Source organism: Sporomusa sphaeroides DSM 2875 (assembly GCF_001941975.2).
GTDB classification, from domain to species: Bacteria; Bacillota; Negativicutes; order Sporomusales; family Sporomusaceae; genus Sporomusa; species Sporomusa sphaeroides.
Window position 1 is genome coordinate 4887299 of record NZ_CP146991.1, and the last position, 26259, is coordinate 4913557.

Genomic DNA, 26259 nt, shown 5'->3' on the forward strand with positions numbered 1-26259 from the left:
ATAGCATTTGCCGCCAATCACTGTCAATAAAATTCGAATGATTATATTAATAATATAAATATCGTTCGGAAACTAAGACAGCCTGCATAGCTGCAGGCTGTCTTAGTTTGTTTAAGAGTTAGCAGTAATAAAACGCTCCATCAGAGCACGGATATCACCGGCATTTTGGAGACTAAGGGCTTTAGGCAGCAGTTCCTCGATTTCCCGGTCATGGAGTTTACGGATTACTGCCTTTACTCTGGGTATGGCGGGAGCACTCATACTAAGTTCATCCAGCCCCATGGCCGCTAAGAGCGGCGCCGCCAGTGGGTCTCCGGCCATTTCGCCGCACATGCCGACCCAGATGCCCCGCTCGTGCCCGGCTTTGACAATCCCGTCAATCAGCCTGAGGACAGCCGGATGAAAATGACTGTAAAGCGGGCTGACCGCCGGATTACCGCGGTCCACCGCCAACGTATACTGCACTAGGTCATTGGTCCCAATACTAAAAAAGTCACACTCTGCGGCAAGTTCCCTGGCAGTAACAGCAGCCGCCGGGGTTTCGATCATGATACCCAGCGGTACCTTGGCAGCAAAGGGTTTTCCTTCATCTATCAGCTGGGCAGCCGCCTGCTCAAGGCATGCCTTGGCTGCGGTAATTTCGGCGACGCTGATAATCATTGGCAGCATGATGGCCACATTACCAAAAACACCTGCCCGCAGAATGGCTTTGAGCTGAGTAATGAACAAGTCCGGCTGTTCCAGACTGATACGAATGGCCCGCCAGCCTAAAAATGGATTTTCTTCTTTAGCTATATGCAAATACTGCAGCGGCTTATCACCACCGGCATCCATGGTCCGAACAATGCACAAATGCTTGCCACACTGGGCTGCCACCGCTTTGTAGGCAGCAAATTGTTCTTCTTCACCAGGCGGGTTATCCCGCCCCAAAAACAAAAACTCACTTCTAAATAAGCCAACCCCTTCGGCTCCCTGCATAAGCGCAGCCGCCATATCGGTCGGAGAGCCAATGTTGGCTGCCAGCTGCAGCTTTCTGCCGCCAAGGGTAACCGCAGCTAAAGCAGCCATTTCTCCATCCTGACGCTTCCTGGCCGCCTCAGTTTCAACTTGACTTCGATACTCCGCCAACCGCGCTGCCGCCGGCTGGAGAATGACCTGACCGGTGCTGCCGTCAACAATAACCATAGTACCAGGCAGCAGACGGTCTATTGCTCCTCCCAGGCCGGTGACAGCCGGTATCCCCCGTGCCTTGGCAATAATTACAGCATGCGAGGTAGTGCTGCCCTGCCCCAGTACAATGCCGCATACCTTCTCAGACATACCGGCAGCGGCAGAAGGCGCAAGCTCCTGGGCGCATATGACCACCGGTTCAGGATCTTCATCTTCTATCTGGGCGCCCCCTGCCAGCAGCCGGGCCAGCCTCCGGCCTATGTCCCGCACGTCGGCGGCCCGTTCCCGCAAATAGGCGTCAGGCATTGTGTCAAACAAAGCGGCAAACTCTTCGGTTGCCGCCAGCGCCGCCTTTGGTGCCGCTATGCCCTGTCCGGCCTTGTCATGCATGTTAGCAGCCAGTCCCGGATCATTCACCATGGCATGATGCGCTTCTATAATAGCTGCCTGACTTGTCCGTCCGCTTGCTTTCGCCGCCGCAATTAACTGCGCCAGTTCGGTGCTGGCGGCTTTAATGGCCGCAGCAATTTTGCCAGACTCTGCCTCAGGTGTGCCGGCACTATAGGCGGCCAAACGGGGCGCCAAATCTTCTGACAGCACCTTGACGCGGCCAATAGCAATGCCTGGAACTACCCCGGTGCCACGTAATATTTCTTCCATTGTTTAGCCCTCACCAAAATTGTTCTCAACCAGTGCCTGCAAAGCGGTCACACACGCCACCTCGTCCGGACCATCGGCCAGCAGCGTAAACTTTGCCCCCTGCCGCAGCCCCAAACCCATCACAGCCAGGATGCTTTTAGCATCTGCCGCTCTTTCCCCTGCCTGGATGGTTACTGTGCTCGCAAAACCTGAGGCCTTCTGGATAAATTGCGCAGCCGGCCTGGCATGTAGCCCGGCTGAATTGTTTAGCACCAACTCAATTTTGGTCATATGTTTCCTCCAATTAAGTCAAGGTATATTTCTACTTTGCCAAATCTGTCCGGCAAAAACTGTTAGAGCTTTTGCAGGTTTCTGGCAGCTTCGGCTGTAACCAGCACACCGGCCAGTGACTGGCCAATAGAAGCATCTACGGCAGCAGCAATCGTTCCTTCCAGAATGGGTGCATCGGCAATAGCTACCCGGGCTTTGTCTGTCGCGCCCAGCATATCTATGGCCAGTTCGGCACTGATAACAGCACTGCCCAAATCAACCATGACCAGCACTCCGTCACCGGTATCGGCGGCTTCAATAGCTGCCCGAATTCTGACGGCATCTGTGCCGATACTGCCGTCCGCCATGCCGCCGGCAGCAATCAGCCTCTGTCCGGCAGCCGCCATTTGACCGGCCAGCTCGCAGATGCCTTCCGCAATCTTGGCGCTGTGCGAAACTACAACAATTCCGACCATCTGCTTATACCCCCGGACTATGCTGCCTGGCAAAACCCGTAAGTGCCTTCAGCATGAGATAGGACGAAGTGGCACCGGCATCCTGATGGCCGAGGCTGCGTTCCCCCAGATAACTGGCCCGCCCTTTGGTTGCAATAATTGTTTTGGTATATTCCACACCGTTGGCGGCGGCTTCTGTGGCCAGTTCCAGACACTGCAGCAAGGTCTCGCCTTCGTTCATAGCCTGCGTAAATGCCTCATATGCCGGCTCAAGGGCATCCAGCATGGTTTTTTCACCGCGAACCGCCTTCCCGCGTTCCTTAATCCCGCCAATCGCAGCCTTCAGCATGGCTGCCGCGGTGTCAGTATCCAGTTCCGCCTGTCCCTGCAAAACAGCACCGGCTCTCAGGAAGGCAGTACCATATAGCGGCCCGGCGGCACCGCCTACTGTCGATATGAGCGTCATGCCGGTCAGCTTAAGAACACTGGCGGCATCTTCTGCCTGAGCACCTGCCAGCTTACCGCGTACAGCTTCAAACCCCCGCGCCATGTTAAGTCCATGGTCGGCATCACCAATGGCAGCGTCCAGCTCGGTTAATTTCTCCTTATTGGCAATTATGATCTCAGCCAGTGCTGCGATTGCCGCAATTGCAGTTGCCATAATAAACTCCTTCTCTCCCTTTAGAATTGAACCAGAGCCGGTGTATCTGCCGGCGCCAGCAGCAGTTCTTTGAGCTCGCCGTCCAGCTTTAATACCGTAACCGAAAAACCGGCCATTTCCAGAGAGGTCATGTAGTTGCCGATATAGGTCTTGGCAATGTTGATATTTTTCCCGGCAAGCAGGGCTGCTACCTTGCGGTTAACTACATACAGCTCCATCAGCGGCGTTCCGCCCAGCCCGTTGATCATTACCGCCACTTCCTCACCGGCATTCACCAAAAGATCGTCCAGAATCTTGCCAACAAGGTGCTCTGCGGTTGCATCAGCCGTGCGGAGACTCTCGCGATGGGTTCCCGGTTCTCCATGAATGCCCATACCGATTTCCACTTCGTTATCAGCCAGGGTGAAGCTGGGCTTACCGGCTGCGGGAACAATACAAGGCGACAGCGCCATACCCATGGAACGGACATTGGCAATTACCTTTTCGGCAACCCTTTGGACTTCCGCCAGGTCAGCGCCGGTTTCGGCCTTAGCCCCTGCAATCTTATGGACAAACACGGTACCGGCAATGCCGCGCCGGCCTGTGGTCCAGGTACTGTTTTCCACCGCTACGTCATCATTGACAACCACTTTGGCTACAGCAACCCCATCAGCCTCAGCCATCTCTGCCGCCATTTCAAAATTCATAATGTCGCCGGTATAATTTTTGATGATCAGCAGCACTCCTTTACCGCCATCAACAACCTTAACAGCTTCATATACCTGATCAGGTGTGGGTGAAGTAAACACCGCGCCGGCAACGGCCCCGTCAAGCATACCGCGTCCGACATAGCCGGCATGAGACGGTTCATGACCGCTGCCGCCCCCCGATACCAGTGCAACCTTTCCCTGCACCGGCGAGTTGGCCCGTACCAATACATTAAAGCCTTCTACCCGCTTAACATACTGGGGATGTGCCAATACGGCCCCCTGCAGCATTTCCTCAACAACCTGCTCGGCATCATTAATTATCTTTTTCATTACTTACCCCTCCTCACAAATTACTGATTGTATATATGTCAGTAGCTGCTCATAGTCAGAGCAAGAACTATGCCAGGCAAAGCCGCCTGCCATCTTGCCGGCATATCACCAGGATTAGCGAGAATCGCAGACCTGCACGCCAAAAAGAGCACCCATTTTTTTGCTGGCGCTCTTGTACAAAAATATCAGCTTTCTATATTTTTCTTGATACTTTTTACCATACTGCTACAATTTTCCCAGGATACCGTTTTGGCAATTCCGTACTTTTGCGCTTTGGCTGCCACGGTTTTGTGGGTTAACCCCAGCGCCTTGCCTGCGGCGTTAAAGCTGCCATATACAGCCAAAGCTCTGCTGATAATTTCTTTCTCATACTCCGCCCAGGGCAAAACGGCCTCCTGTCCCAGGGAAGCAGGCAGAGTGATATTGCTGCCGGAAAATAAGCCGGAAGGTTGGTTCTCGCTTTCCCGGAGATATAACGGTAAGTCCGCGGCAGTCAATACTTTGCTGTCAGCAAGTGTGACCATCCGTTCAATGACATTCTCCAGCTCCCGCACATTGCCCGGCCAGCGGTAAGCCATCAAGCCGGTAAGCGCTTCCCCGGTTATTCCGGAAATAATTTTACCTTGTTCGGTAATAATTTTATGTAAAAAATAATCAACCAGCAGCGGTATATCCTCCACCCGTTCCCGCAGCGGCGGCAAGAGAATGGGAATGACGTTGAGCCGGTAATACAGATCTTCCCGGAACTCGCCGTCTTCCACCATCTGCACCAGGTTGCGATTGGTAGCGGCGATAATCCGGACATCCACCCTGATAACAGCTTCACCGCCTACCCGGGTAAATTCTTTTTGCTGCAGCACTCTCAACAGTTTTGCCTGCATACTTTTACTAAGTTCACCAATCTCATCAAGGAAAATCGTTCCCTTATCTGCCAGACTGAATTTACCCGGCTTCTGGCGAACGGCGCCGGTAAACGCGCCTTTTTCATGGCCGAACAGCTCGCTTTCCAACAAGCTGTCAGGAATAGCGGCACAGTTGACTTTGATGAGCGGACCGGCATTACGGCTGCTGGCATAATGGATGCCTTCGGCTACCAATTCCTTGCCGGTACCGCTTTCACCGGAGATCAAAACAGTTGTCCTGCTGGCAGCCGCCTTGGCGGCAACAGCTAAAGCCTCCCGTAGTTTGCCACTGTGTCCAATAAACTTTTCAAAGGACGGTCCGGGTTTTCGGGTTCGCCGCAGTTCCTGTTCCAGATATTCGGCTTTGGCAGAAACATGATTGAGTTTATCTACTAATTTATGTACCTCATTGACACTTTTAACAACAGACACCGCTCCGGTGAGCTCCCCATCCACCAGGATCGGGCTGACATTCGCCACCAGCGTCACGCCATCAGGCTTTACCACAATATTGCCAATAGCCGGCCGGCCTGTGGTCAGGACCCGGCTGCGTATGCCGTCGGGCGACAGGTTGCGGACATTTTGCCCAATCAGGCTCTGGCGCGATTGTTGTACCAGTTCAACATAGGCCGGATTAACGTAAGTTATATACCCCTCCCGGTCGACTACACAGATTCCGTCTTGCACTGAGGCCAATACCAATTGCAAGCGTTCTTTGAGTTCTTTTACTGCCTTCAGTTCACCGGTCACCGCTTCCAGCACCGATATGTCCTCAAAAATAGCCATCGCCCCACGCACTTGCCCATCGGCAATAATAGGCGTCCGGTTAGTCAGGATGGTCCGCAAACCAATGGACTGGCGGCAGCCTATTTCGGCTGCTTTTGTCTCAACAATGCTGTGCAGCCGTGACCCGGGAATAACGCATTGCGCTTTATTGCCTATGGCCTGGCAGACCGGGATACCCAAGATACGCTCTGCCGCCGGATTAAAGATGGTAATCACATCATTTTCATCAGTAACCAGCAAACCATTAGCCATGCTGGCAAATATCTGCCCGGCAGTTAACGCATTATCCTGCAGCACATTATCCACCTGATTCATGATGGCAGCATCGGCCGGCAAAAAATCACTTTCCAGAAAGGCTGCCATTTCAGCAGCCGCGGCAGCCGCGGATAACCCTTCCGCCTCTACCCATAACCGATCCCCCTGCTTGACCCGCAATGCCACCAACGGCATCATGCTGGTTGCCAAAATAGCCGCACCACCCGGGGGCCGGAAATATAGCTGGACTTTTCTGCGGTCTTCAATTTCATACGCCTTTTGTACGATCATAGCTGCCACCCGGGCATGCAAGCCTTTATTATGAGTGATAACCGCCTGTTGTCTACTATCCATGACCGCTCACTCCAGTGCCACAGTAATTCTACTATTATTTTACTGTATGACCGGAGCTTCGTAAAGAAACAGCCCCAATAAAGTAAACCACTCTAAGCTCCCTGTCTGTATCAAGCTGGGAGTTTAGAGTGGCTGACTCGAAAAATGAGCTGCTCTAGCTTATACGGTTGCGCAAAGCAGTCCTGTTTGTACCCGGCCGGAGGTTCCTGGTTGTTTATGCTTCTTGCAAAAACTTTTCCATTCTTTCATATGTAATGCCATCTTTTTGCGTGCTCTTTGGACGGCATTGTCTACCACCTTTTCCTGCAAATTCAGCTTTTGTGCAATTTCCCGCTGTTTGTAGCCTTCAATATATAAGTCAATAACTCTTTTCTCCAGGCGTGACAAAACATTTGCCAGCTCGCCATTAATCTTAGTGATGGTTTCCTTTTCAATAATCATATCGGCAGGGTCATCGGAAGAATTCTTATTAAATACTCCCTGTGATTCGAGTTGGCTTTTTGTGTTTGATGATTCAACTATGGTATTAAGTGAAATTGCTTCATTAAGAATATAGTGTTTTTTACGATTGTGCATGGTAACTGCCGATTTAATTGTGTTCTTGATATTAAGCTCGGCAATCAGACGAAAAGAACTGCCGCGGGCTTCATCATAATGACAAACTGCTTTATACAGGCCGATTAATCCCCATTGGTACATATCGCGGTAATCACCGCCAGGCAAATAATAGATCTTGACATAGCGCAGAATTATTTTGTTATATTTGGATACTATTCTTTCAAACTCTTCATTATTAATTCTTCCGTCATTGTAAAAACACTCTGCCAGCACTTTACCTACCCCTTGTTGTCCAATTTTCGTTATTTTATACAAGTACCTTTGTCCATTGACTGCTATTTACTTGTTTTTCGTCTGTTATATTTAATAGCAAAAATCGTGCCAACGTCTGCAAAGCTTATTGTATCAACATTTGTAAAGGATAACGGTCCGGCAAATTTTGTCATATTGTACAAAATTGTACACTCTGCTGTCAATTTTTGTACAACAGAGTCCATATTTTAAATTCCGTTTTTTTACGAAGTAAGCTGCCACCTTTTTTAGAATGGTATTTTCGTCTTTCATTTAGAAGATAGTTTGAAGGAGCGTGAAAATAATAATTTTTCACACTCTTCTGAATAAGCAGGAATTATAAAAAGAAAGTAGAATATGTATAATCTAGAAGAATATGGGACAGAGATAAAGAAAAGTCCGAATTTCCATCTGGGCAGCACTGACTGCTCTGGTGTTAATTTTGGCTTTTATTTTTTTGCCCAGACAAGAAGGAGGCTCAGGCGGTAGATAGTATTGGCAGATGTTTGTCAGAAAGTCTAAGGTGTATATAAGAAGGAGGAGAGAGTTTATGTTTAAAAAGAAACGATTACCTTTACAGTTAGTGGCTATCTGTTTAGTATTTTTTTTCTGTATTACCTTTATCACAGGATACTCGCCAATAACTGCCCAAGCCGACAAAAGGACTGCTCAGGAGATATCCAGTATTGCTAAAACCAATGTCGATCAAACAGGTGTAAAGCCTAAATATATTTTCTTATTTATTGGTGATGGCATGAGTTTCCCTCAAGCCACAGCATTGGGTCATTATAATGGAACTGTTGACCACAATTTTGTCGGAACCCTGAATAAGCCGACACGCGAAAATATTCCTAAAGCAGAAATGCCCTCCTTTGTCAATTTTCCTGCTGTTGGCGCTGCCACAACCTATGATGCTTCCAAGTTTATTACCGACTCAGCTTCCGCGGCTACAGCCATCGCCTGTAGCGTAAAGACCTTAGACGGCGCGCTTGGCGTTGACCCTTACAACAAGCGCGTTATATCGATTGCAGAACAGTTAAAAGCACAAGCAGGCTATAAGATTGGTATTGTGACAAATGTTTCCCTTGATCATGCAACACCGGCAGGTTTTTATGCGCATCTTCCCAACCGGAACAGTTTTTATGAAATTGGACTGGACTTGATTGCCAGCAATTTTGATTTCTTTGGCGGCGGCGGTTTTAAACAACCTACCGGTAAAGATAAAAATCAAACTCACCTGTTCGAGTTGGCTAAACAAGCCGGCTATAATGTAGCCAATACTTATGAAGACATAAAAGCCTTGAATTCCCGCTCAGGCAAAACCATTGCCATTAATCCCGTTTTGGATAACCCTGGCGATGTGGCCATCCATTATAATATTGACCGTGATGCCGGCGATTTGGCGCTTGCAGATTATGTGCAAAAAGCCATTGATGTTCTAGGCGAAAAGAACAGTTTCTTTATTATGGCTGAGGGCGGCAAAATTGACTGGTCAAGCCATGCCAATGATGCTTATACAACCATTCAGGAAGTGAAAGACCTGGAAAATGCCGTTAATGTAGCAGTGGCTTTTGCCAAAAAGCATCCCAAAGAAACGCTCATTATTGTGACAGGTGATCATGAAACAGGCGGCTTCACCCTGGGCTATAACGGCACCCAATATGACACATATCTCCATTTGCTCCAAAATCAAAAGCTGTCATTTAAACGATTTGCCGATGAATATGTACAGCAATATCGCGACAATAAAGTTCCGTTCGAAACTGCAATGGCTGATGTTAAGCAGCTGTTTGGCCTGATGCTGCCCAACGACCCTGCTGTTGCCGGCATGAAGGATCAGCCTTTGGTCTTGACGGCTAAGGAAGTTGCGCAGCTTCGGGAAGCTTATGCCGTAAGTATGATTCCCTACAAACAGCGCCAGCGCGATAAGGAATACCAAACTACTTACAGCATGTATGATCAAGAGCCGTTCCAAATTGTCATTACCCGTATCTTAAATAGCCGTTCAGGACTTGGCTGGACATCAACTGCCCATACAGGCCTCCCGGTTGCCGTGTATGCCTTGGGAACAGGACAGGATGTATTTAACGGGTTCTATGATAATACCGACATTAGCAAGAAAATCAAAACCCTTGTAGGATTGCACTAATTGCTGATGCACCTGCCGCCTTTCGCATGGGAAGGCGGCAGGTGTAACTTATAACTACTATTGCGAGGTTAACCATGATAAAACAATATTACAACAAATGCGTTACTTCAAAATCCTTTATACCGTCAGTAGTGGTTTTGCTGTCAGTGCTTGTACTCCTCATGCTGCCTGATCGATTCGTAAATCCCGTATACAAGCAATTCGAAACTGCAAAAGCCCGGGTAATATCCGTAAACAATAGCGATATCCAAAGAGCCGGTATTGTGGCGTATGGTCAGCAGCAGTGCATGGTTGAACTGCTGGACGGCAGCTACCAGGGAACGGTTGCCGAAGCCATGAATATGCTGTCCGGTTCTCTGGGAACCGATAAGCAGTATCAGGCAGGAGATATTGCGCTGGTTACAGTGGGCGGAAGCCAAAGCCAGGGAGTCTATAAAATATCAATGGTAGATCATTACCGGCTTAATTATCAGCTGTTGTTTGTCGGCGCCTTTATGCTGCTGCTGATTGTCTTGGCCGGTTGGATTGGCGTGCGGGCTATTTTGGCTTTTGCATTTACCATTCTTTGTATCTGGAAAATGCTGATTCCGCTTTTGCTGGCAGGATACCAGCCGATCTTGTGCGGTCTTTTGATTACAGCTATGCTGACAACAGTCATTATCATCTTGGTATATGGTTTTGACAGGCGATTTATTGCTGCGACAATGGGGTCGCTGTTAGGCACCGGTCTGACGGCGCTATTGGCTATTATTTTTGTTAACATGTCAAAAATTCATGGTGCCGTTATGGACTATTCCGAAAGTCTCTTATATACCGGTTTTCAGCTTAACCTGACAGAAATATTTATTGCCAGCATTTTTATTGCTTCAGCGGGAGCGGTAATGGACATTGCCGTAGATATCACCTCTGCCGTTCATGAAGTGATTGAAGCAAATCCGGCAATTAGCAAAGCGGCAGCTATTAAGGCCGGACTGAACGTTGGCCGCACGGTTATTGGGACAATGAGCACTACTTTGCTGTTGGCCTACTCCGGCGGATACATCGGCCTCCTGATGGTGTTTGTCGCTCAGGGTACGCCGGTGATAAATATATTGAACTTAAATTATATTTCAGCGGAAATATTAAATACGATGATTGGCAGTTTCGGTTTAATTACCGTTGCGCCTTTTACGGCTGTCACCAGCGCGACCTTGCTTACCAGGAAAAAGAGCAATGCGGCTGAAGCCGCTGTATAAGTATATATATTTGGCAGTAGCACGTAAAGAAAACACGGCTTGCGCCAAGCCTTTGGCGACAGCGCAAACCGATGTTGCCCTTATCCTGCTTTTAAGAAAGTTATACTTTCTGTTAGGACAAAAAAATAGAGAAGGCGATAGCCTTCTCTATTTTTGTATTGCTTGCGGCAAAATTCTCTAACCTCACCCTGATATTCTCGATAAATCGCTAAACTTTGTAAATTGTTTATGAAAGAACAGCTGGACGCTGTCAACAGGTCCGTTACGGTGTTTGGCAACAATAATATCGGTAATATTCTTCCGTTCGGTTTCCGGCTCATAATAATCTTCCCGGTAAATAAAGGCAACAATGTCGGCATCCTGCTCAAGTGAACCTGATTCTCTAAGGTCACTAAGCATGGGTTTTTTGACCTGACGGGATTCGACACCCCGGCTGAGCTGGGATAAAGCGATAACAGGCACTTTAAGCTCACGGGCCAGGGCTTTCAAGGAACGGGAAATTTCGGAAATCTCCTGCTGGCGGTTTTCGCTGCGGGAGCTGCCGGTGCCGCCCTGCATGAGCTGAAGATAGTCAATGATAATCAGCTGTAAATCATGTTCAATTTTGAGGCGGCGGGCCTTGGAACGCATCTCCATCACCGTAATACCGGCGGTATCATCAATAAAAATCGGTGCCGCCGCCAGCCGGTCGGCAGCCCGTACCAGCTTGTCCCAGTCATTGTTTTCCAATTCGCCGATTCTAAGGCGTTGCGCGTCAATCGGAGCCTCGGCGCACAGCATCCGCTGCACCAGCTGCTCTTTGGACATCTCCAGACTGAAAAAAGCCACCGCTTTCTTTTCCTTGACGGCAATATTCTGGGCAATATTAAGGACAAACGCTGTTTTACCCATACTGGGACGGGCTGCAATCAGGATAAGATCAGAGGGCTGGAGGCCTGATGTCAGCTTGTCGAGGTCTTTAAACCCGGTTGGCAGCCCCGTAATCCCGCCCTTGGAGGAATATAGCTCCGATACTTTGTCAAATACGTCAAAAATGATATTTTTAATCGAAGCAAATTCCTGGCCGGCCTTGCGGTTGGATACTTCAAGAATCAATTTCTCGGCTTTGTCCATAATTACGGCTACTTCTTCATTGGCTTCATAGCCCATACCGGCCACATGGGTCGCGGTATTGATCAGTTGACGCAATAAGGCTTTTTCCTCCACAATCCGGGCATGGTACATCACATTGGCGGCTGTCGGCACACTGTTGGCCAGTGCCGATACATAAGCAATCCCACCGGCACCCTCAAGCTTTTCGTCCCGGCGCAATACTTCAACTACGGTTACCAGATCGACAGCTTCATTCTTATTGAATAATTCCATCATGGCATTAAAGATCAACCGGTGGGCCTCACGATAAAAATCCTCCGGCCGGATAACTTCCGATACCTTGGAAATAGCCTCGCGTTCAATCATCATAGCGCCCAGTACCGCTTGCTCAGCTTCAACGTTTTGGGGGGGAACGCGGTCAATCATGTAAACTCTCCTCGCTTAAAATGCCGCGCCTGCCGGGATTATCGCACAGAAAACCCGGGTAAGCGCGGCAATTTCATCTCTAAGCTAACTCAGCACTGGCTTCCTGACTTTCCGCAAACAGAATTGCCAACGCTTCCTCGACGGTGGCAACAGGACGAATATCCAGGCCCAGATGACTTTCCGGAATGTCTGACTTATTTTCCTCAGGAATAACCATTGTGGTAATACCGGCTTGTTTGGCACCATAAGCCTTTTCAAAAACACCGCCAACGGCTTTCACCCGGCCTTGGATAGAAATTTCACCGGTAATGGCTACATCCTGACGGATAGGTTTACCGTTTATGGCGGAAATAATGGCTGAAAGAATCGCCGTACCGGCTGACGGGCCGTCAATCCGGCCACCGCCGATAATGTTTATATGCAAATCAAAGCTGGCTAAATCCTGGCCGGTAATTTTCCTGACAACAGCCGCGGCGTTAAATACCGAGTCCTTGGCCATGCTGCCGGCAGTGTCATTAAAGCGAATACTGCCTTTACCCTTTTCTGACGGAAAAGCTACTGCTTCAATTTCCAGGACAGAACCAAGGTAGCCGCTTACCCCCAAGCCAAACACTTTCCCCACTTCCAGGGTAGCTGCTGCCTTACGGTTAACATACGGCGACAACCGGCTGACCTGAGCCACCCGGTACACATCCTCCCGGGTAATGGTAACCGGCTCTTGGGTCTCACCCACCCGCATAAGCGCCATGCTGTAGGCATCTGACAAGATGTTGACAGCTTTCCGGCCTTCGATGGTATAATCGCTAATCAGCTGCGGCACTTCCGGCTCAATGACAACCTCCAGCTTGACTGCCGCATTATAGACAATTTCCTCAATATGCTTGGGTGTCAACGGTTCAAAATATATCTCAGCACAACGCGACCGTACGGCAGGCATGACATCGCCGGCATCACGGGTGGTAGCGCCAATGAGGATAAAGTCGGCCGGCGCCCCTTCTTCAAACAGCTTTTTAATATACTTAGGTACATTATTATCAGAAGGATCATAGTACGCCGAATCAAAAAACACCCGTTTATCTTCCAGAACCTTCAACAGCTTATTTTGCAGCATCGGGTCCATCTCGCCAATTTCATCAATAAACAGAATGCCGCCATGGGCATCTGTAGCCAAACCCGGTTTCGGCTCCGGCACACCACTGTCGGCTAAATCCCGGCGTGCTCCCTGATAAATGGGGTCATGCACCGAGCCTAAGAGCGGATTGGTGACATCGCGGGGGTCCCAGCGCAAAGTAGTCCCATCGACTTCAATAAACGGAGCATCCGGGGTAAAAGGTGTCTTTTTAATTTGCTTGGCTGCTTCCAGTACCAGCCGGGCGGCTGTGGTTTTACCCACTCCAGGCGGTCCGTAAAGAATCAGATGCTGGGGATAGGGAGAGGCAAGTTTGGCCTTAAGCGCCTCCACCGCCCGCTCCTGCCCAATGATTTCGTCAAGCGTGGCCGGACGCAACAGCTCCATCGCCGAACGGGTTAATTTGCGGGTCTCCAGTTTTTCCAAAAGGGCATATTTCTTGAGAGTCTGCGGGTTCTCGGCATTGGCCGGGGCTTCTTCCTTGATAACCTGGGTACGGATTTCCTGGACATATTCCTGATGGCGTTCTTCCATCTTTTCGGCAATTTTCTTTTCAATACGGTCTTCTACTGTACGGCGGGCACACAGGTCTGCCAGCTCATCTTCGATTTCACTAAGCAGCTCCGGAATTTCACCCACAGACGGTAATTTATCAATTGTCGGATCTTCAAACACCAGCTTCTGCAGCGCCAGCACCCGTTCCGGCAGGCTGTTTGATCGCATAAGTTCCAGCGCTCCCAGTTTGCCTGCTTTGAGCACCACCTTTTCTGCGCCCAGAACACCGGTGTACAAACCGTACAAGGCGGCTACCTGGCGTTTGAGCTGATCTTCCTGGTTGCCATGACCGCTGCTGACAGCGCGGTCGACGTTGCCACTACGTACTAGTTTGTTAAAAAAATCTTTCATAATTATACCTTTCTAATAGTAAGGGTTAGAAACAAAAAGCAAAAACGCAATTGGCGCACAGCTTTCGCAATGACCGTTTGGGGTAAACCACGTATACATTGCGAGTGCGGGCAGCGCGAAACCGTCACTGCCTATCCATTCGCTCTGGATTTAATCGGCTTTAATGATTACCTGGATTTCGGTGCTTACCTCAGGATGAAGCTTTATGGGTACGGTAAATGTCCCCAGAGACTTGATGGCATCTTTAAGCTCAATTTTACGCTTATCCAGATCAAGTTTGTGCTCCTGGGCCACAGCCTCGGCAATGTCCTTGGCCGTTACCGAGCCAAACAGGCGGCCGCCCTCTCCCATTTTGACCGGGATGGTGACAACAATTTTGGCCATCTGTGCGGCCAGCAGCTTGGCTTCATCCAGAGCGCGCTCTTTTTTGCGCTCCTCGGCTGCCTTTTGCAGATTAGCATTATTCACATTATTGGCAGTGGCCGCAATGGCCAGTTTTTGCGGTAAAAGATAGTTGCGGGCATAACCCTCAGAAACTTCAATGATGTCGCCCTTCTTACCGAGTTTTTTCACTTCTTGCTGCAGAATTACTTTCATGTATTGCACTCTCCTTTATGTAACTATCTACTATATCAATAATTCTTGCTTTCACTTCATCAATGCTGGCATCTTTTACTTTAGCACCGGCTACCGATTGATGACCGCCGCCATCTAATTGCTCCATGATCACCTGGACGTTAATATCGCCATGCGATCTGGCGCTGATAGCAACACCCTCTTCAACCTCAAACAGAACAAAGCTCACCCGCACACCTTCAATATTCAGCAGCATATCTGCCGTCTGCGCCGCCGCCACCTGAGGATTTTTGACATCAGCCGGACAGACGGCGATAACTACACCCTCGTACGGCATCTCGGTATTATCAATGATTGCCGCCCGGTTTTTCATTGTCTGGAAATCGACGCGGAATAAGTGGCGCACCAGTGTAGGATCAGCACCTGCCCGGCGCAGATAAGAAGCCGCTTCGAAGGTACGCACCCCTGTCTGAACCGCAAAATTCTTGGTATCCACCACAATCCCCGCATAGAGTGCCGAAGCTTCCAGGCGGTTTAGTTCAATTTTTTCGTCAAAGTAACCTAATAGCTCTGTTACCAGTTCACTGGTGGACGAAGCCGAAGGTTCAAGATACACCAGCAGCGTATTGGGAATAATGGTCTCAGCCCGGCGATGATGGTCAATAATAACCGTCCGTTCGGCCCTGGCCAGTACATCCGGTGCCGCCACCAGCTCCGGCCGGTGGGTGTCAACAACAAACACCAGTGTTTTGGAATTGCCCAGGAAGGCCGCCTGCATCGGCGATATAAAGAGGTCCCGGAATTCTTCATAGTCCAGCAGCAGCTCTGACAGCTTATCCATAGCCATCCCCGGCTGACTGACAACAATATGGACTTGCTTGCCCATATGGCGCACCATTTTGGCTACCCCAAAGGCTGCTCCCAGGCTGTCAAAATCTTCACCGGCATGCCCCATAATCACAATACTGTCCGCCTGGTCGATGAGCTCTCTGATAGCTTGCGCCACAATCCGGGCTTTCACCCTGGTATTTTTCTCAACCGCCTTGGCTTTACCGCCAAAAAACTGAACTTTGCTGCTAATATTCACCGCTGCTTGATCACCGCCGCGGCTTAACGCCAGATCCAGCCCGGCCTGAGCCCGCTGTCCCAGTTCCGCAATTGAGATTTCGCCGGTGGCGGCACCAATGCTTAGCGTTACCGGGATTTTATTGCCTGCCTGAATGGCGCGAATGCGGTCCAAAATCTCAAATTTATCATCAGTCATCAGACGATCAAGGGCTAAACGATTTAAAACAGCAATATAGGTGTCTTCACTGTATTTTTTTATATGTCCGTCCAGCTCTGTCATCCACTCTGCCAGCATGCGGTTGACCTCACCCAGGATAGTCGTACGCTGGCTTTCATTCAAGCCGGTTAAGGCATCATCATAATTATCAATTTGAATATAGGCAAGTACGGTCTGAATCTGGCAGCAGGATGCCCGGTAAGACTCCAAACCGGTAACATCCGATATATAAAAAACCGTAAGCTCATGGTCAACAGCCCTGTGGACAATGTCGTAATGCTGCTGCCCGGCTTCAAATTTAAGCTGTCCGTCTTTGCCTGTCATTTTTTCTAACGGCAGGGCAGGCCAAATGGCTGCTAACGATTCCCCCGGTTCAACCGACTCGGTAACCCATTCGCTCAGCAGTTCATTGCGCCAGTAAATAATACCCTGCTGGTCAACAATTACTATTGCCAGCGGTAAATTGGTAAACGCCTGGACTGCCGCATTATCCACACTGCGCCCTACAGTTTCCAGATAATTATTCACTTCTTTTTGCCGCATAGTATAGCGTTCCCGCCCATATAAATAGAGAGCATAGAGCAAAATAGCGCCAAGAATGGCCGCATAATGGTTATAATAACTGATAATCACTAAAAAGGCTGCCATCACTGCTAAATAAATACGGGTGTCAAACCAAAACGATGGTCCTTGAGGCATATGCTTTCCTCCTGTTACTCCATATGCGGAGCACGCAGTTGACGATAGTCGAAAATGAGATCAAAGGCACCGGCGAGAATCAGTCCCTGCATGATAAACCCGTTAGAAAATATCAAGAATATTATAAGCCCCTTGACGATTCTTGACAAATTGTATTTATCGGCAAGGAAGTAAAACAAAGCCATTCCCTGAACAAAAAGCACCATAGTGGTAATAACCTGAAGATTCATGCCCACCTGATACAAAAGCTCAATTTCCCGGGTCTGACCCCAGTAAATGGATACCAGCGCCACCGCCAGCGCATATACCGTAATACGCGGCATTGTCCAGTGACGAAACAGGGGAAAGGGCTCAATCCTTTGCCCCAGCTTGGCAAGTACGGCTTTAGCCACCTGATAATTCAGGAAGGTGTCAAGAAAGGCTGCGAGGACAAAGCCGGCAGGCAGAATAACCTTCACAAGCTCCAGCATGGGGCCCATAGCGGCTTCCATTTGCGCCAAATCTTCCGCTTTCATCCCCATCTCCCGGTAAAACGCTATCGCCTGCTCCAGACCGTGAGCCATAGCCTCGGTCTGAAAGTTAAGGGGATTAAAGCCCATAATAACAGCGGTAAGCGCCAAAACGGCAGCTTTAGAAACCAAGGAAGCAACCGCACCAAGCAAAACGGTTTTTGCCGGGGAAAACCCTTCTTTAATTGCATAACCCAAGGCAATACCAATCAGTCCAAAACCTACCACCACCGAGATGGCACTAAGCGGGTGCATAAGCATGGAAATAATGATCCCTGCCGCGACGACAGCCATAATACTCCGCCTATAGCCATGCCGCACTCCCAGTAATACAATCGGGACCGGCCAAATTAAATTGACAAAAGCACCCAGTATCGGCACATACGTACTGATAAGAGCAAAAATTATAGCCACTGCGGTAAGTATGCCGCCTTCAACCACCGGCCTAACCGGACTTTTTTGCATATTTCACCTCTTCTGGCGAAGATGTCGGCGATATTCGCTCATATCTCCAAACCAACGTTCGATTTCAGGCTCCTGGTTTATATTGGTTCCAAGCCTGTTATTTATAAGCTCATCCATTTGCGGGTAATCAATACCCAGCCGCCGTCCTAAAACAAAGGCTGAAATAATAATCTGGGCCAGCGCTTCACCAATGGCTTCCCGCTTATTGCGGGCCATTGCCTGGTATAGTTTACCCACTTCGGTCAGAAGATCGGCTTTAAGGCCTTCGATCAGCCTAAGTTTACGCAAGATATCCGATTCCTGTGAAAACACTAAACCGCCTCCTTACTCCATCCTGTTTATATTCGAAAGAGGCCGGCCTATTTCCTGCTTTTCTATTTAGGAAAATAGTATGAAACCCTGGCACTGGCCAGGGCGGTTCGCTGGTAAAGTTCCGTGTTGGCAAATTAAAACTCCCTGCCAGACAGTCTTATCCATTTATATTAGTAACATTTTATGCAAGCAATTAACAAATTATTACTGCCTGGCTATATAATTGTGCAAGCCCGGCTAAACTCAGCAGCCGGGTTTTGTGCCGGCACACAAAACTATACCAGCTGTTAGACATAAAAAGGGCAAGAAGTCTGCCATGGCAGACATTCTTGCCCTTTATCAATCTTATTCTGCTGTAAACGGCAGCAGAGCGATATTACGCGCCCGCTTAACAGCCAAGGTCAGTTGGCGTTGATGTTTGGCGCAGTTACCGGAAATGCGGCGCGGCAGAATTTTGCCACGCTCGGTGGTGTACCGGCGCAATTTCGGAACATCCTTATAATCAATATCGGTTACTTTATCAACACAGAAGCTACAAACTTTTTTCTTAGGTTTGCGACCTCTTTCGCGTTTTATAGCCATTCATTTACCCCCCTTTTAAAACGGTATTTCCTCTTCAGGGAAGACATCTTTGCCGAACGAATTTATATCTATATTCCCGGCCTCAGTGCCGGATGTCTGTCTGCTGTCCAGATATTCAACATTCTGTGCTACCACTTCGGTAACACGGCGTTTTTGGCCATCATTAGCTTCATATGAGCGAACTGAGAGCCTGCCCTCCACCAGAACCCGCCGACCTTTGGTAAGGTTATTGCCACAAGTCTCGGCCAGCTTCTCCCAAGCTACAATCGGAATGAAATCCGCTTGCTCTTGGCCACCGGCAAAACGGTTAACTGCAATAGAAAAAGATGCCACTGCTTTACCGCTCTGTGTATATCTCACCTCAGGATCTCGCGTCAAACGACCGAGAAGGATGACTTTATTCATAATTCCTCATACCCCCGGCTAAAACATTAGTCTTCCAACTTAATAACCATGTGCTTAAGAACATCGTCAGTAATTTTGAGTACACGCTCCAGCTCAAATACGGTAGCTGGCTCAGCAGTGAAGTTAATCAGGGTATAGTACCCTTCCATGACGTCTTTTACTTCATAAGCCAGGCGCTTTTTGCCCCAGCGATCCACTTTGTCGACATTGCCGCCAGTGTTCTTAATGATGTTTTCGAACTTAGCGATGGTGGCGTTAAGAACCTCTTCGTCACCAACTTTACTAATAATCACGACTTCGTATTTTCTCACGAAATCACCTCCTCCTTTGGACTATTGGCCCCCACAGACGGGAGCAGGGAAGGTTTTGAATAACAAAACCATGTCACAATATGTACTTTTGCGACTAAACTATTATAGCATTAGTTGTCCGCCAAATGCAAGGAAAAAGCAAAGATTTTCATGGCAACCCATGAAAATCTTTTAGAAACAGTTCTTATACTATTGAGGCGTGGGCGGCCGTTGTGCATAAGCGGAGGTTAAGCGCCAGCGCGCAGCGTTGCATGACTGGCGCCCGCGCCAGTCCTAGGTATACTTATTATAACGATTGCTCGGCAACTCTCTCGGCCTGTTTCCGGCCCGGCTCTGAAATGGCGACAGCCAATACGGCGGCAGCTGCCAGCGAAAGCAGTGACCACATCAACGCGGCCTCCAAACCGATCCTGTCTCCCAGAGCGCCGGTTATGGCCGCGCCCACGCCGCCCAGGCCGAATGCCAGCCCCAGCATCATGCCTGATGCCATGGCTGCATTGCCGGGAATAAGCTCCTGTGCCCAGACAACCGAAGTCGGTGCCGTGCTTTGCAATAAAGCGCCGCTGACTGCCAGTAACAAATAACTCATCGGCGACGGACTGATATCAATTAAAAATAGATAAGTAACAGGCAGACACAGGGCCATAGAACCAATAACGCCGGCCTTACGGCCAATCCTGTCACCCACCCAGCCGCCGACCAGCGAGCCGCCCGCAGCCCCCAGCAGCAGCACGGTGACCATAGTGGCGGCAACTGCCGATGGTTGCCCGGCCCGAACTAAGAGCAGCGGCAGAAACGTGAGCAAGGCCACTTGCATCCACGATCTAAGGGCTGTAACAACATTTAACAGCAGCAGGTCGCGCGACTTATGCCAGGGTGCTGCCGCCACAGCAACGGCAGTATTTTGCTCCCGGCGGACTGCCGGACTGATATCCACCTTGTGCAAGCCGGCGAAATAAGACGCTGCCGTAAAGATAATGCCGGGAATAATTAACCATAACAGACTGGCCGTCCCCCATACAGTAAGGCAATACATAATAATAGCAGGCGCTATGGCAAAACCGGCATTGCCACCAAAGACAAAGACCGACATTGCCGTGCCCTTGGTTTCCGCAGTAACTACCTTGCCCATCAGGCTGGCAGCCAGGGGATGAAAAATCGAAGAACCCAAGCCGGCCAAACCGACTAAGAGAAAAAGCACAAGCTTACTGTCAGCCAACCCGGCCAGACAGATAAATATCGCGCTTACCGGGGTTGTAACCAGAATTAGCCAGGAATAGCCATACTTGTCAATAATATAGCCGGAAACCGGCTGAAGCACACTGGATAATACCGAATAAGCCATGACCAGCATGCCGCTCAGCGTGAGTGACAAGCCCAGCTTAATCATAACAACAGGCAGTAACGCCGGTAAGAAGTTGGCATAAAAGTCACTGAAAAAGTGCCCTGTTCCTAATAAGGATACCTGAAAAACCGTAGATTTTCTGAACTCCTTTTCCATTACAATTCCCTCCTTAAAAGGAAAAGAACGGCCCAAAAACCGTTCACCCTCCAGCAGCCTAATTACACATTAAATCTAAAATAGGTTACATCGCCATCCTGCATAATGTACTCTTTGCCTTCCAGGCGCACCAGCCCTTTTTCCTTGGCGGCACCATGCGACCCGGCAGCCATTAAGTCATTATAGGAAACAATTTCGGCCCGGATAAAGCCACGTTCAATATCGCTGTGGATCTTGCCGGCAGCCTGTGGCGCTTTGGTACCCCGCACAATGGTCCAGGCCCGTACTTCCTGCTCACCTGCGGTAAAAAAGGTCATCAGTCCCAGCAGGGTAAAGCTGGCACGAATGAGCTTATCCAGTCCGGATTCCTCCAGCCCTAAATCTGCCAGGAACTCGCGGGACTCCTCAGCGTCCAGTTCGGCAATCTCGGATTCTACTTTGGCTGATACAACAATCACTTCCGCACCCTCACGTGCAGCGTATTCGCACACTTTGGCGACATGCGGATTGGCACTGGCATCTGCCGCCTCCTGCTCGCTGACATTGGCAACAAACAATGTAGGCTTTAAGGTCAATAAGAATAAATCGCGCAGTAAGGCTGCGGTTTCTTCATTTTGAACAACACGGCGGGCAGGCTGCCCGTCTGAAAGTGCCTGCTGCACCTGCTTAAGGACTTCCAGCTCGGCCGGCGCCTTTTTATCGCCGCTTTTCAACAGTTTCTGCAGCCGTTCTATGCGCTTTTCCACCGTTTCCAAATCGGCAAGACACAGTTCGGTATTGATGATTTCAATATCTCTGATGGGATCAAGACCACCGGCCACATGGGTAATGTTTTCATCAGTAAAACAGCGCACCACCTGTGCGACCGCATCTACCTGACGGATATGGGACAAAAACTTATTGCCAAGTCCCTCCCCCTGGGCCGCCCCGGCCACCAAGCCGGCAATATCAACAAACCGCATGGCAGCAGGTATTGTCCGTTGTTTCGGCTTATACATCTCCGTCAGTTTCCACAGACGGTCATCAGGTACATCAACAACACCAACATTGGGTTCGATCGTACAAAAGGGATAATTGGCCGCCTCGGCTCCGGCCTTGGTAATGGCGTTAAACAGTGTGCTTTTGCCGACATTCGGCAGGCCCACGATACCTACTTCTAAGTTAGTACTCATAAATGCTACTCCACCTTTAAGGCTGGTTACAGGGTACAGCCTGAATGTTTACTTTGCTATTACCCTATTGTAAGATACTGACGGTGTAATTTCAAGTAGAGAAATACTATTACGCCTGCGGGCCGGAAATAACCGTTTTTACCCCTTTTTCAAACTTGGGCCGGGGAATCATAACCTGCCGGCCGCACTGCAGGCATTTAAGCCCGAAATCAATGCCGGTGCGGGTGATCTCCCAGCGGTCACCGCCACAGGGATGAGCTTTCTTCATTTTTACAATTTCGCCAACTTTATAATTATATCTTTCCTGACTCATAGTAACCTCCCGTATCCCCTAGCGACCTATACGCTGATCTTAAGCTGCGGCGGCGGAATTCTGGCGGCGGCAAACTTCTCCCTTACCAGGCGGCGCAACGCCGTTTCCACTTTCGTCTGCTGCAAGGGCATCGATTTGGCCGTTATCCGGATAACCACTTCACCGGGTTTAAAGTCAACCACCCCGACTACCCTGGGGCCGTCCAGCACCTCTGGTACAGTATCACCGATAGTAGTGCAGACCTCCTCCAGGAGAGCAAATACCTGGTCAAGGTCGGCCTCGTAGGAAACCGGCACATTCACCGTTGCCAGCATTTGTCCTCTGGTATGGTTGCTGACTCTGAGCACCGAACCATTGGGAATAATATGCAGAATGCCGTTGCCGTCCCGCAGCTTGGTAACGCGAAAGCCCATTTCCTCAACTGTTCCGGCCATATCACCCAGTACCACATAGTCGCCTACCCCATACTGGTCTTCCAAAATAATAAAAAATCCGGTCATAAAATCTTTAACAAGGCTTTGCGCGCCAAAGCCCACCGCTAAGCCGATAATACTGGCACCGGCTAATACCGAAGTGGTATCGACCTTAAACTCCCGTAAAACCATCATGCCCACAATAAAATAAATAATATAGCGAACTACGCTGCGCAGGAGACTGCTGAGTGTCCTGGCCCGTTTTTCATCTATATACATTGTCGCTCCCGGTCTGGGTACAAAAAACTGGTCAACCAGCATATTGGTAATCCGCAGCAGCAGGTATCCCCCGCAGAGAATAATCACCGCGCGGATAAGGCTTACCGTCGCGTTTAGCCAAAAATCAGGTGTCAACAGCTGTTCCACGCTAACCTCCATATTCGGTTATTTGTTCATAAATAACGGCACTGCCTGCCGCTGTCCGGCTAAATAATTTTGACCAACGCACATTGGTCTGAGCAAAGAGGCGGATAAGCTCTTCTTGCCATCCTGCCATAAACAGCAGGCACTGACCGCAGCTAATATCAATCTCGCGCGGCGTGGGCAAGGCATAAACAGGAATGCCTTGCCGGCTTAAAAGCGTCTCCGCCTTAATGGCCTGATGTACCGAATCAAAGGAAATCAACCGGTCATAGTGCTGGCTTGTAATAAAATCACCTGCTTATAAAGTCACCGTTTTATTAGTGGAAATGGTCTCAAGTATGGTATACATATTCGTAATTTCACCGATTGCCAGGTCGGATTTGTGCTGATAATAATCCAGGCAGGTACCGCAGGACAGAAGGCTTACGCCCCGCCCGGCCAAAGTCCGGAGTTGTTCAAGCACCGGCGAATCCTGTATGGTCAGCTTGATACCGCTATTGATGAACAAAAGTGCAGCCGGCTGCGGTTTGATCTCCAGCAGTGTCGTCATGAAGGCCTTCATCAATACGGCCCCCAGTTCCGGCGAACCCTGACCTAAGGTATTTTGGGTAATCAGGTACACCTGGCCGCCGGCCTCAGCGGCCGCAAGCAGGCTTGCGACTGCTTGCGGCTGCTGGCCTGTCCCCTTGATCATGCTGATATAGTAGTTTCCGTCTTTGGCTTCGACCGCGACCCCCAGTGCATGGGCAGACGCAAATTTAACAACATTAGCTTTAGCCACTTCATTGTCTACAATAATGGTAATTTTGCCTGAAACCGTTTCTTCCACCGCTTTTTTGGTATGAATGACCGGCTGCGGACAAACCAGCCCCCGGCAATCAACAATTCTATCTGACATGCACTTCTCCCTCTCCAATTCCAGTTACTTCTCCAATAATACTAGCCGGCACCAGGCCTGCGGCCTTAAGTGCCGCAACCAAAGGCCCGGCCTCGCTGGCCGGCACGGCCAGTAAAAGTCCGCCAGAGGTCTGCGGATCAAAACAAATGTCCCGGATAGGTTCCGGTACATTCTCGGCAAAAGTTGCGGCCGTAAGATAGTTCCGGTTCTGATAAGCCCCTCCGGGCACAAATCCCATGGCAGCAGCCTCTGCCGCCTCCGGCAATAACGGCAATGCCGTACTGTCAAGGCGGATTGTCACTTTGCTGCCTGCCGCCATTTCGTACACATGCCCAATAAGTCCAAACCCGGTAATATCGGTGCAGGCATGGACACTAAAACCGGCTGCTATTTTGGCTGCCGTTGCATTCAGTGCAGCCATGCTGGCGGTAGCTGCCGCCACACCCTGTAAAAACAAATCAGCTCTTGCTGCCGAAGCTAAAATTCCTGTTCCCAGCGCTTTCGTTAATATCAGACAATCGCCCGGCTGCGCACCGGCATTGGTCCATATCCTGTCAGGATGGGTAATCCCCGTAACCGCCAGGCCATATTTGGGCTCAGTATCATCAATGGTATGGCCCCCGATAATCACTGCCCCGGCCTCGGCAACTTTATCCTGGCCGCCTTGTAAAATAGCCAGCAAGGCTTCACCAGGAAGTTTGCAGTTAGGAAATGCCACCAGGTTCAGTGCTGTCAACGGTGTCGCCCCCATGGCATAAATATCGCTCAAACTATTGGCTGCCGCAATTTGGCCAAACAGATACGGGTCGTCCACAATCGGCGTAAAAAAATCCACTGTTTGCACCAAGGCGGTTGTTTCATTTAATTTATAAACACCGGCGTCATCTGACGTAGTAATGCCAACAAGCACGTTGGGGTTAGTCATTACCGGCAGCTGATTTAATATTCCGGCCAGGTCCCCTGGCCCCACTTTAGCCGCTCAGCCGCCCCGTGTTGTATACTGTGTAAGTTTCACCACAATAAAGTCCCCCTTTCCTATCCTATATTATACCCTTAAACTATTCTAAGCTGCTATAGAAAAAACCAATAAATAAAAAACTACGGCTTGTGCCGTGCCTGTGGCAACGGCGCAAGCCGATAGTGTCCTATTACCCTAATCACGCTTGCAATTTTCACTACATTCGACCGGACAGGTACTAAAGCCCTCGGTATAATCACAAGGCTCTAAATGGATAGTAACATCACAGGGTACGAATTGTTGCTTGATTAACGCTTCAAGCTCGTCGCATACGGCATGAGCCTTATCGAGATGCATATTCTTTTGCAGAACAATATGCATGTCAATAAGCCGCCAACTGCCTGACCGCCGGGTACGCAGCTGGTGAAAGGCAATAACAGCCGGATGAGCGTAAACAATGCCTCTGATGATTTCTTCTTCTGCCGGCGGCAAACTGACATCGGTCAGTTCATAGATGCTTTTCATAGTCATTGAAAAACCGGCCTTAAAGACAATGACCGCCACGACAATGGCAATAACCGGGTCCAGCCAATACAGATTGGTCAGTTTGATAATAACCAGCCCGATAAAGACCCCCATACTTGTCCAGATATCGGCTCTGAGGTGAAGCGCATCGGCTTCCAGCGCTTGTGAACCGGTCAGGCGGGCCACAGCATACAGTTTGCTGGATACCCAATAGTTCACAGCTACCGACAGGGCCATGACAATAAGTCCATATTCCAGGTATTCCGGCACATGCGGATTATTTATTTTATCTACAGCCTCATACACAATCCATAGTGCTGCCAGCACAATCAGCACCGCTTCAAAGGCTGCCGACAGGTTTTCAATTTTGCCATGACCGTACGCATGCTGGTCATCAGGTGGCTGAGCAGACTTCTTTACAGCAAAATAGGCAACCAAGGCAGCAATCAAGTCCACGCCGGAATGGGCTGCCTCAGAGATAATACTTACAGCACCGGTCATTATCCCCACAAATAATTTTAACGCCACAAGCAGGGTGTTCGATACTACCGACAGCCGTGCGGTTTTCTGCTTTAGTTGATTGTAATCTTTATCCAAACCGTTCCCTCCCAATAA

At 49.5% G+C, this 26259-nt stretch carries 26 protein-coding genes; 2 read left to right on the forward strand and 24 right to left on the reverse strand.

The window, feature by feature from the left end:
- Window positions 1-111: 111 nt before the first annotated feature.
- The 7 genes from ptsP to SPSPH_RS22770 form a co-directional block, all read right to left on the reverse strand.
- Window positions 112-1830: a phosphoenolpyruvate--protein phosphotransferase gene (gene ptsP, locus SPSPH_RS22740; protein WP_075756442.1), complete on the reverse strand. Its 1719-nt coding sequence runs from the start codon at window positions 1828-1830 to the stop codon at window positions 112-114.
- 3 nt (window positions 1831-1833) lie between these two features.
- A complete protein-coding gene (locus SPSPH_RS22745) occupies window positions 1834-2100 on the reverse strand; it encodes an HPr family phosphocarrier protein (RefSeq protein ID WP_075756443.1) in 267 nt (88 codons plus the stop codon).
- A 62-nt stretch (window positions 2101-2162) separates the two neighbouring features.
- Window positions 2163-2555 (reverse strand): dihydroxyacetone kinase phosphoryl donor subunit DhaM, encoded by a 393-nt coding sequence (gene dhaM / locus SPSPH_RS22750; RefSeq protein ID WP_075756444.1) that lies wholly within the window; start codon window positions 2553-2555, stop codon window positions 2163-2165.
- Window positions 2556-2559: 4 nt separating this feature from the next.
- Complete coding sequence (gene dhaL, locus SPSPH_RS22755; protein WP_075756445.1) at window positions 2560-3195, reverse strand: dihydroxyacetone kinase subunit DhaL; 636 nt, start codon at window positions 3193-3195, stop codon at window positions 2560-2562.
- A 20-nt stretch (window positions 3196-3215) separates the two neighbouring features.
- Window positions 3216-4214 (reverse strand): dihydroxyacetone kinase subunit DhaK, encoded by a 999-nt coding sequence (gene dhaK, locus SPSPH_RS22760; protein WP_075756446.1) that lies wholly within the window; start codon window positions 4212-4214, stop codon window positions 3216-3218.
- A gap of 185 nt (window positions 4215-4399) precedes the next feature.
- On the reverse strand, window positions 4400-6511 hold the full coding sequence (locus SPSPH_RS22765) for a sigma 54-interacting transcriptional regulator (protein WP_075756447.1): 2112 nt from the start codon (window positions 6509-6511) through the stop codon (window positions 4400-4402).
- 159 nt (window positions 6512-6670) lie between these two features.
- Window positions 6671-7384, reverse strand: coding sequence for a sigma-70 family RNA polymerase sigma factor (locus SPSPH_RS22770; RefSeq protein ID WP_158027092.1), 714 nt, complete (start codon window positions 7382-7384; stop codon window positions 6671-6673).
- A gap of 526 nt (window positions 7385-7910) precedes the next feature.
- On the opposite strand from SPSPH_RS22770, the gene SPSPH_RS22775 reads away from it, so the two are divergent.
- Together SPSPH_RS22775 and SPSPH_RS22780 are read left to right on the forward strand one after the other, a co-directional pair.
- On the forward strand, window positions 7911-9509 hold the full coding sequence (locus SPSPH_RS22775; RefSeq protein ID WP_075756449.1) for an alkaline phosphatase: 1599 nt from the start codon (window positions 7911-7913) through the stop codon (window positions 9507-9509).
- Between the two features lie 74 nt (window positions 9510-9583).
- Entirely contained in the window at window positions 9584-10744 is a 1161-nt protein-coding gene (locus tag SPSPH_RS22780) for a YibE/F family protein (protein WP_075756450.1), read from the forward strand.
- A gap of 183 nt (window positions 10745-10927) precedes the next feature.
- Here SPSPH_RS22780 and dnaB read toward each other — a convergent pair whose 3' ends face one another.
- From dnaB to SPSPH_RS22865, 17 genes are all read right to left on the reverse strand, one after another.
- Window positions 10928-12262 carry a replicative DNA helicase gene (gene dnaB, locus SPSPH_RS22785; protein ID WP_075756452.1) on the reverse strand — a complete coding sequence of 445 codons (1335 nt, stop codon included), beginning with the start codon at window positions 12260-12262 and terminating at the stop codon, window positions 10928-10930.
- 79 nt (window positions 12263-12341) lie between these two features.
- Entirely contained in the window at window positions 12342-14297 is a 1956-nt protein-coding gene (gene lonC, locus SPSPH_RS22790) for a Lon family ATP-dependent protease (RefSeq protein WP_075756453.1), read from the reverse strand.
- Between the two features lie 150 nt (window positions 14298-14447).
- Complete coding sequence (rplI, locus tag SPSPH_RS22795; RefSeq protein ID WP_075756454.1) at window positions 14448-14894, reverse strand: 50S ribosomal protein L9; 447 nt, start codon at window positions 14892-14894, stop codon at window positions 14448-14450.
- The gene (locus SPSPH_RS22800; RefSeq protein ID WP_075756455.1) at window positions 14854-16857 is read right to left on the reverse strand and encodes a DHH family phosphoesterase; all 2004 of its coding nucleotides are present in this window, start codon (window positions 16855-16857) and stop codon (window positions 14854-14856) included. The genes rplI and SPSPH_RS22800 overlap by 41 nt, the downstream gene beginning before the upstream one ends.
- A 14-nt stretch (window positions 16858-16871) precedes the next feature.
- On the reverse strand, window positions 16872-17831 hold the full coding sequence (locus tag SPSPH_RS22805; RefSeq protein WP_075756456.1) for a YybS family protein: 960 nt from the start codon (window positions 17829-17831) through the stop codon (window positions 16872-16874).
- Window positions 17832-17834: 3 nt separating this feature from the next.
- Window positions 17835-18143, reverse strand: coding sequence for a MazG-like family protein (locus SPSPH_RS22810; protein WP_075756457.1), 309 nt, complete (start codon window positions 18141-18143; stop codon window positions 17835-17837).
- A gap of 345 nt (window positions 18144-18488) precedes the next feature.
- Window positions 18489-18725, reverse strand: coding sequence for a 30S ribosomal protein S18 (gene rpsR, locus SPSPH_RS22815; protein ID WP_075756458.1), 237 nt, complete (start codon window positions 18723-18725; stop codon window positions 18489-18491).
- A 15-nt stretch (window positions 18726-18740) separates the two neighbouring features.
- Complete coding sequence (locus SPSPH_RS22820) at window positions 18741-19130, reverse strand: single-stranded DNA-binding protein (RefSeq protein ID WP_075756459.1); 390 nt, start codon at window positions 19128-19130, stop codon at window positions 18741-18743.
- A gap of 26 nt (window positions 19131-19156) precedes the next feature.
- Window positions 19157-19441, reverse strand: coding sequence for a 30S ribosomal protein S6 (rpsF, locus tag SPSPH_RS22825; protein WP_075756460.1), 285 nt, complete (start codon window positions 19439-19441; stop codon window positions 19157-19159).
- Window positions 19442-19727: 286 nt separating this feature from the next.
- A complete protein-coding gene (locus SPSPH_RS22830) occupies window positions 19728-20942 on the reverse strand; it encodes an MFS transporter (protein ID WP_075756461.1) in 1215 nt (404 codons plus the stop codon).
- A 62-nt stretch (window positions 20943-21004) separates the two neighbouring features.
- On the reverse strand, window positions 21005-22114 hold the full coding sequence (ychF, locus tag SPSPH_RS22835) for a redox-regulated ATPase YchF (protein ID WP_075756462.1): 1110 nt from the start codon (window positions 22112-22114) through the stop codon (window positions 21005-21007).
- 109 nt (window positions 22115-22223) lie between these two features.
- Window positions 22224-22427, reverse strand: a complete 204-nt coding sequence (locus SPSPH_RS22840) for a DUF951 domain-containing protein (RefSeq protein WP_075756463.1) — start codon at window positions 22425-22427, stop codon at window positions 22224-22226.
- A 26-nt stretch (window positions 22428-22453) separates the two neighbouring features.
- Window positions 22454-23266 carry a mechanosensitive ion channel family protein gene (locus SPSPH_RS22845; protein ID WP_233139048.1) on the reverse strand — a complete coding sequence of 271 codons (813 nt, stop codon included), beginning with the start codon at window positions 23264-23266 and terminating at the stop codon, window positions 22454-22456.
- A gap of 1 nt (window position 23267) precedes the next feature.
- The gene (locus tag SPSPH_RS22850; RefSeq protein ID WP_075756465.1) at window positions 23268-23525 is read right to left on the reverse strand and encodes a DUF3343 domain-containing protein; all 258 of its coding nucleotides are present in this window, start codon (window positions 23523-23525) and stop codon (window positions 23268-23270) included.
- A 36-nt stretch (window positions 23526-23561) separates the two neighbouring features.
- Window positions 23562-24161: a sulfurtransferase-like selenium metabolism protein YedF gene (gene yedF, locus SPSPH_RS22855; protein ID WP_075756466.1), complete on the reverse strand. Its 600-nt coding sequence runs from the start codon at window positions 24159-24161 to the stop codon at window positions 23562-23564.
- Window positions 24151-25182 (reverse strand): selenide, water dikinase SelD, encoded by a 1032-nt coding sequence (gene selD / locus SPSPH_RS22860; RefSeq protein WP_269147944.1) that lies wholly within the window; start codon window positions 25180-25182, stop codon window positions 24151-24153. The genes yedF and selD overlap by 11 nt, the downstream gene beginning before the upstream one ends.
- A gap of 132 nt (window positions 25183-25314) precedes the next feature.
- Entirely contained in the window at window positions 25315-26241 is a 927-nt protein-coding gene (locus SPSPH_RS22865) for a cation diffusion facilitator family transporter (RefSeq protein WP_075756468.1), read from the reverse strand.
- Window positions 26242-26259 lie beyond the last annotated feature (18 nt).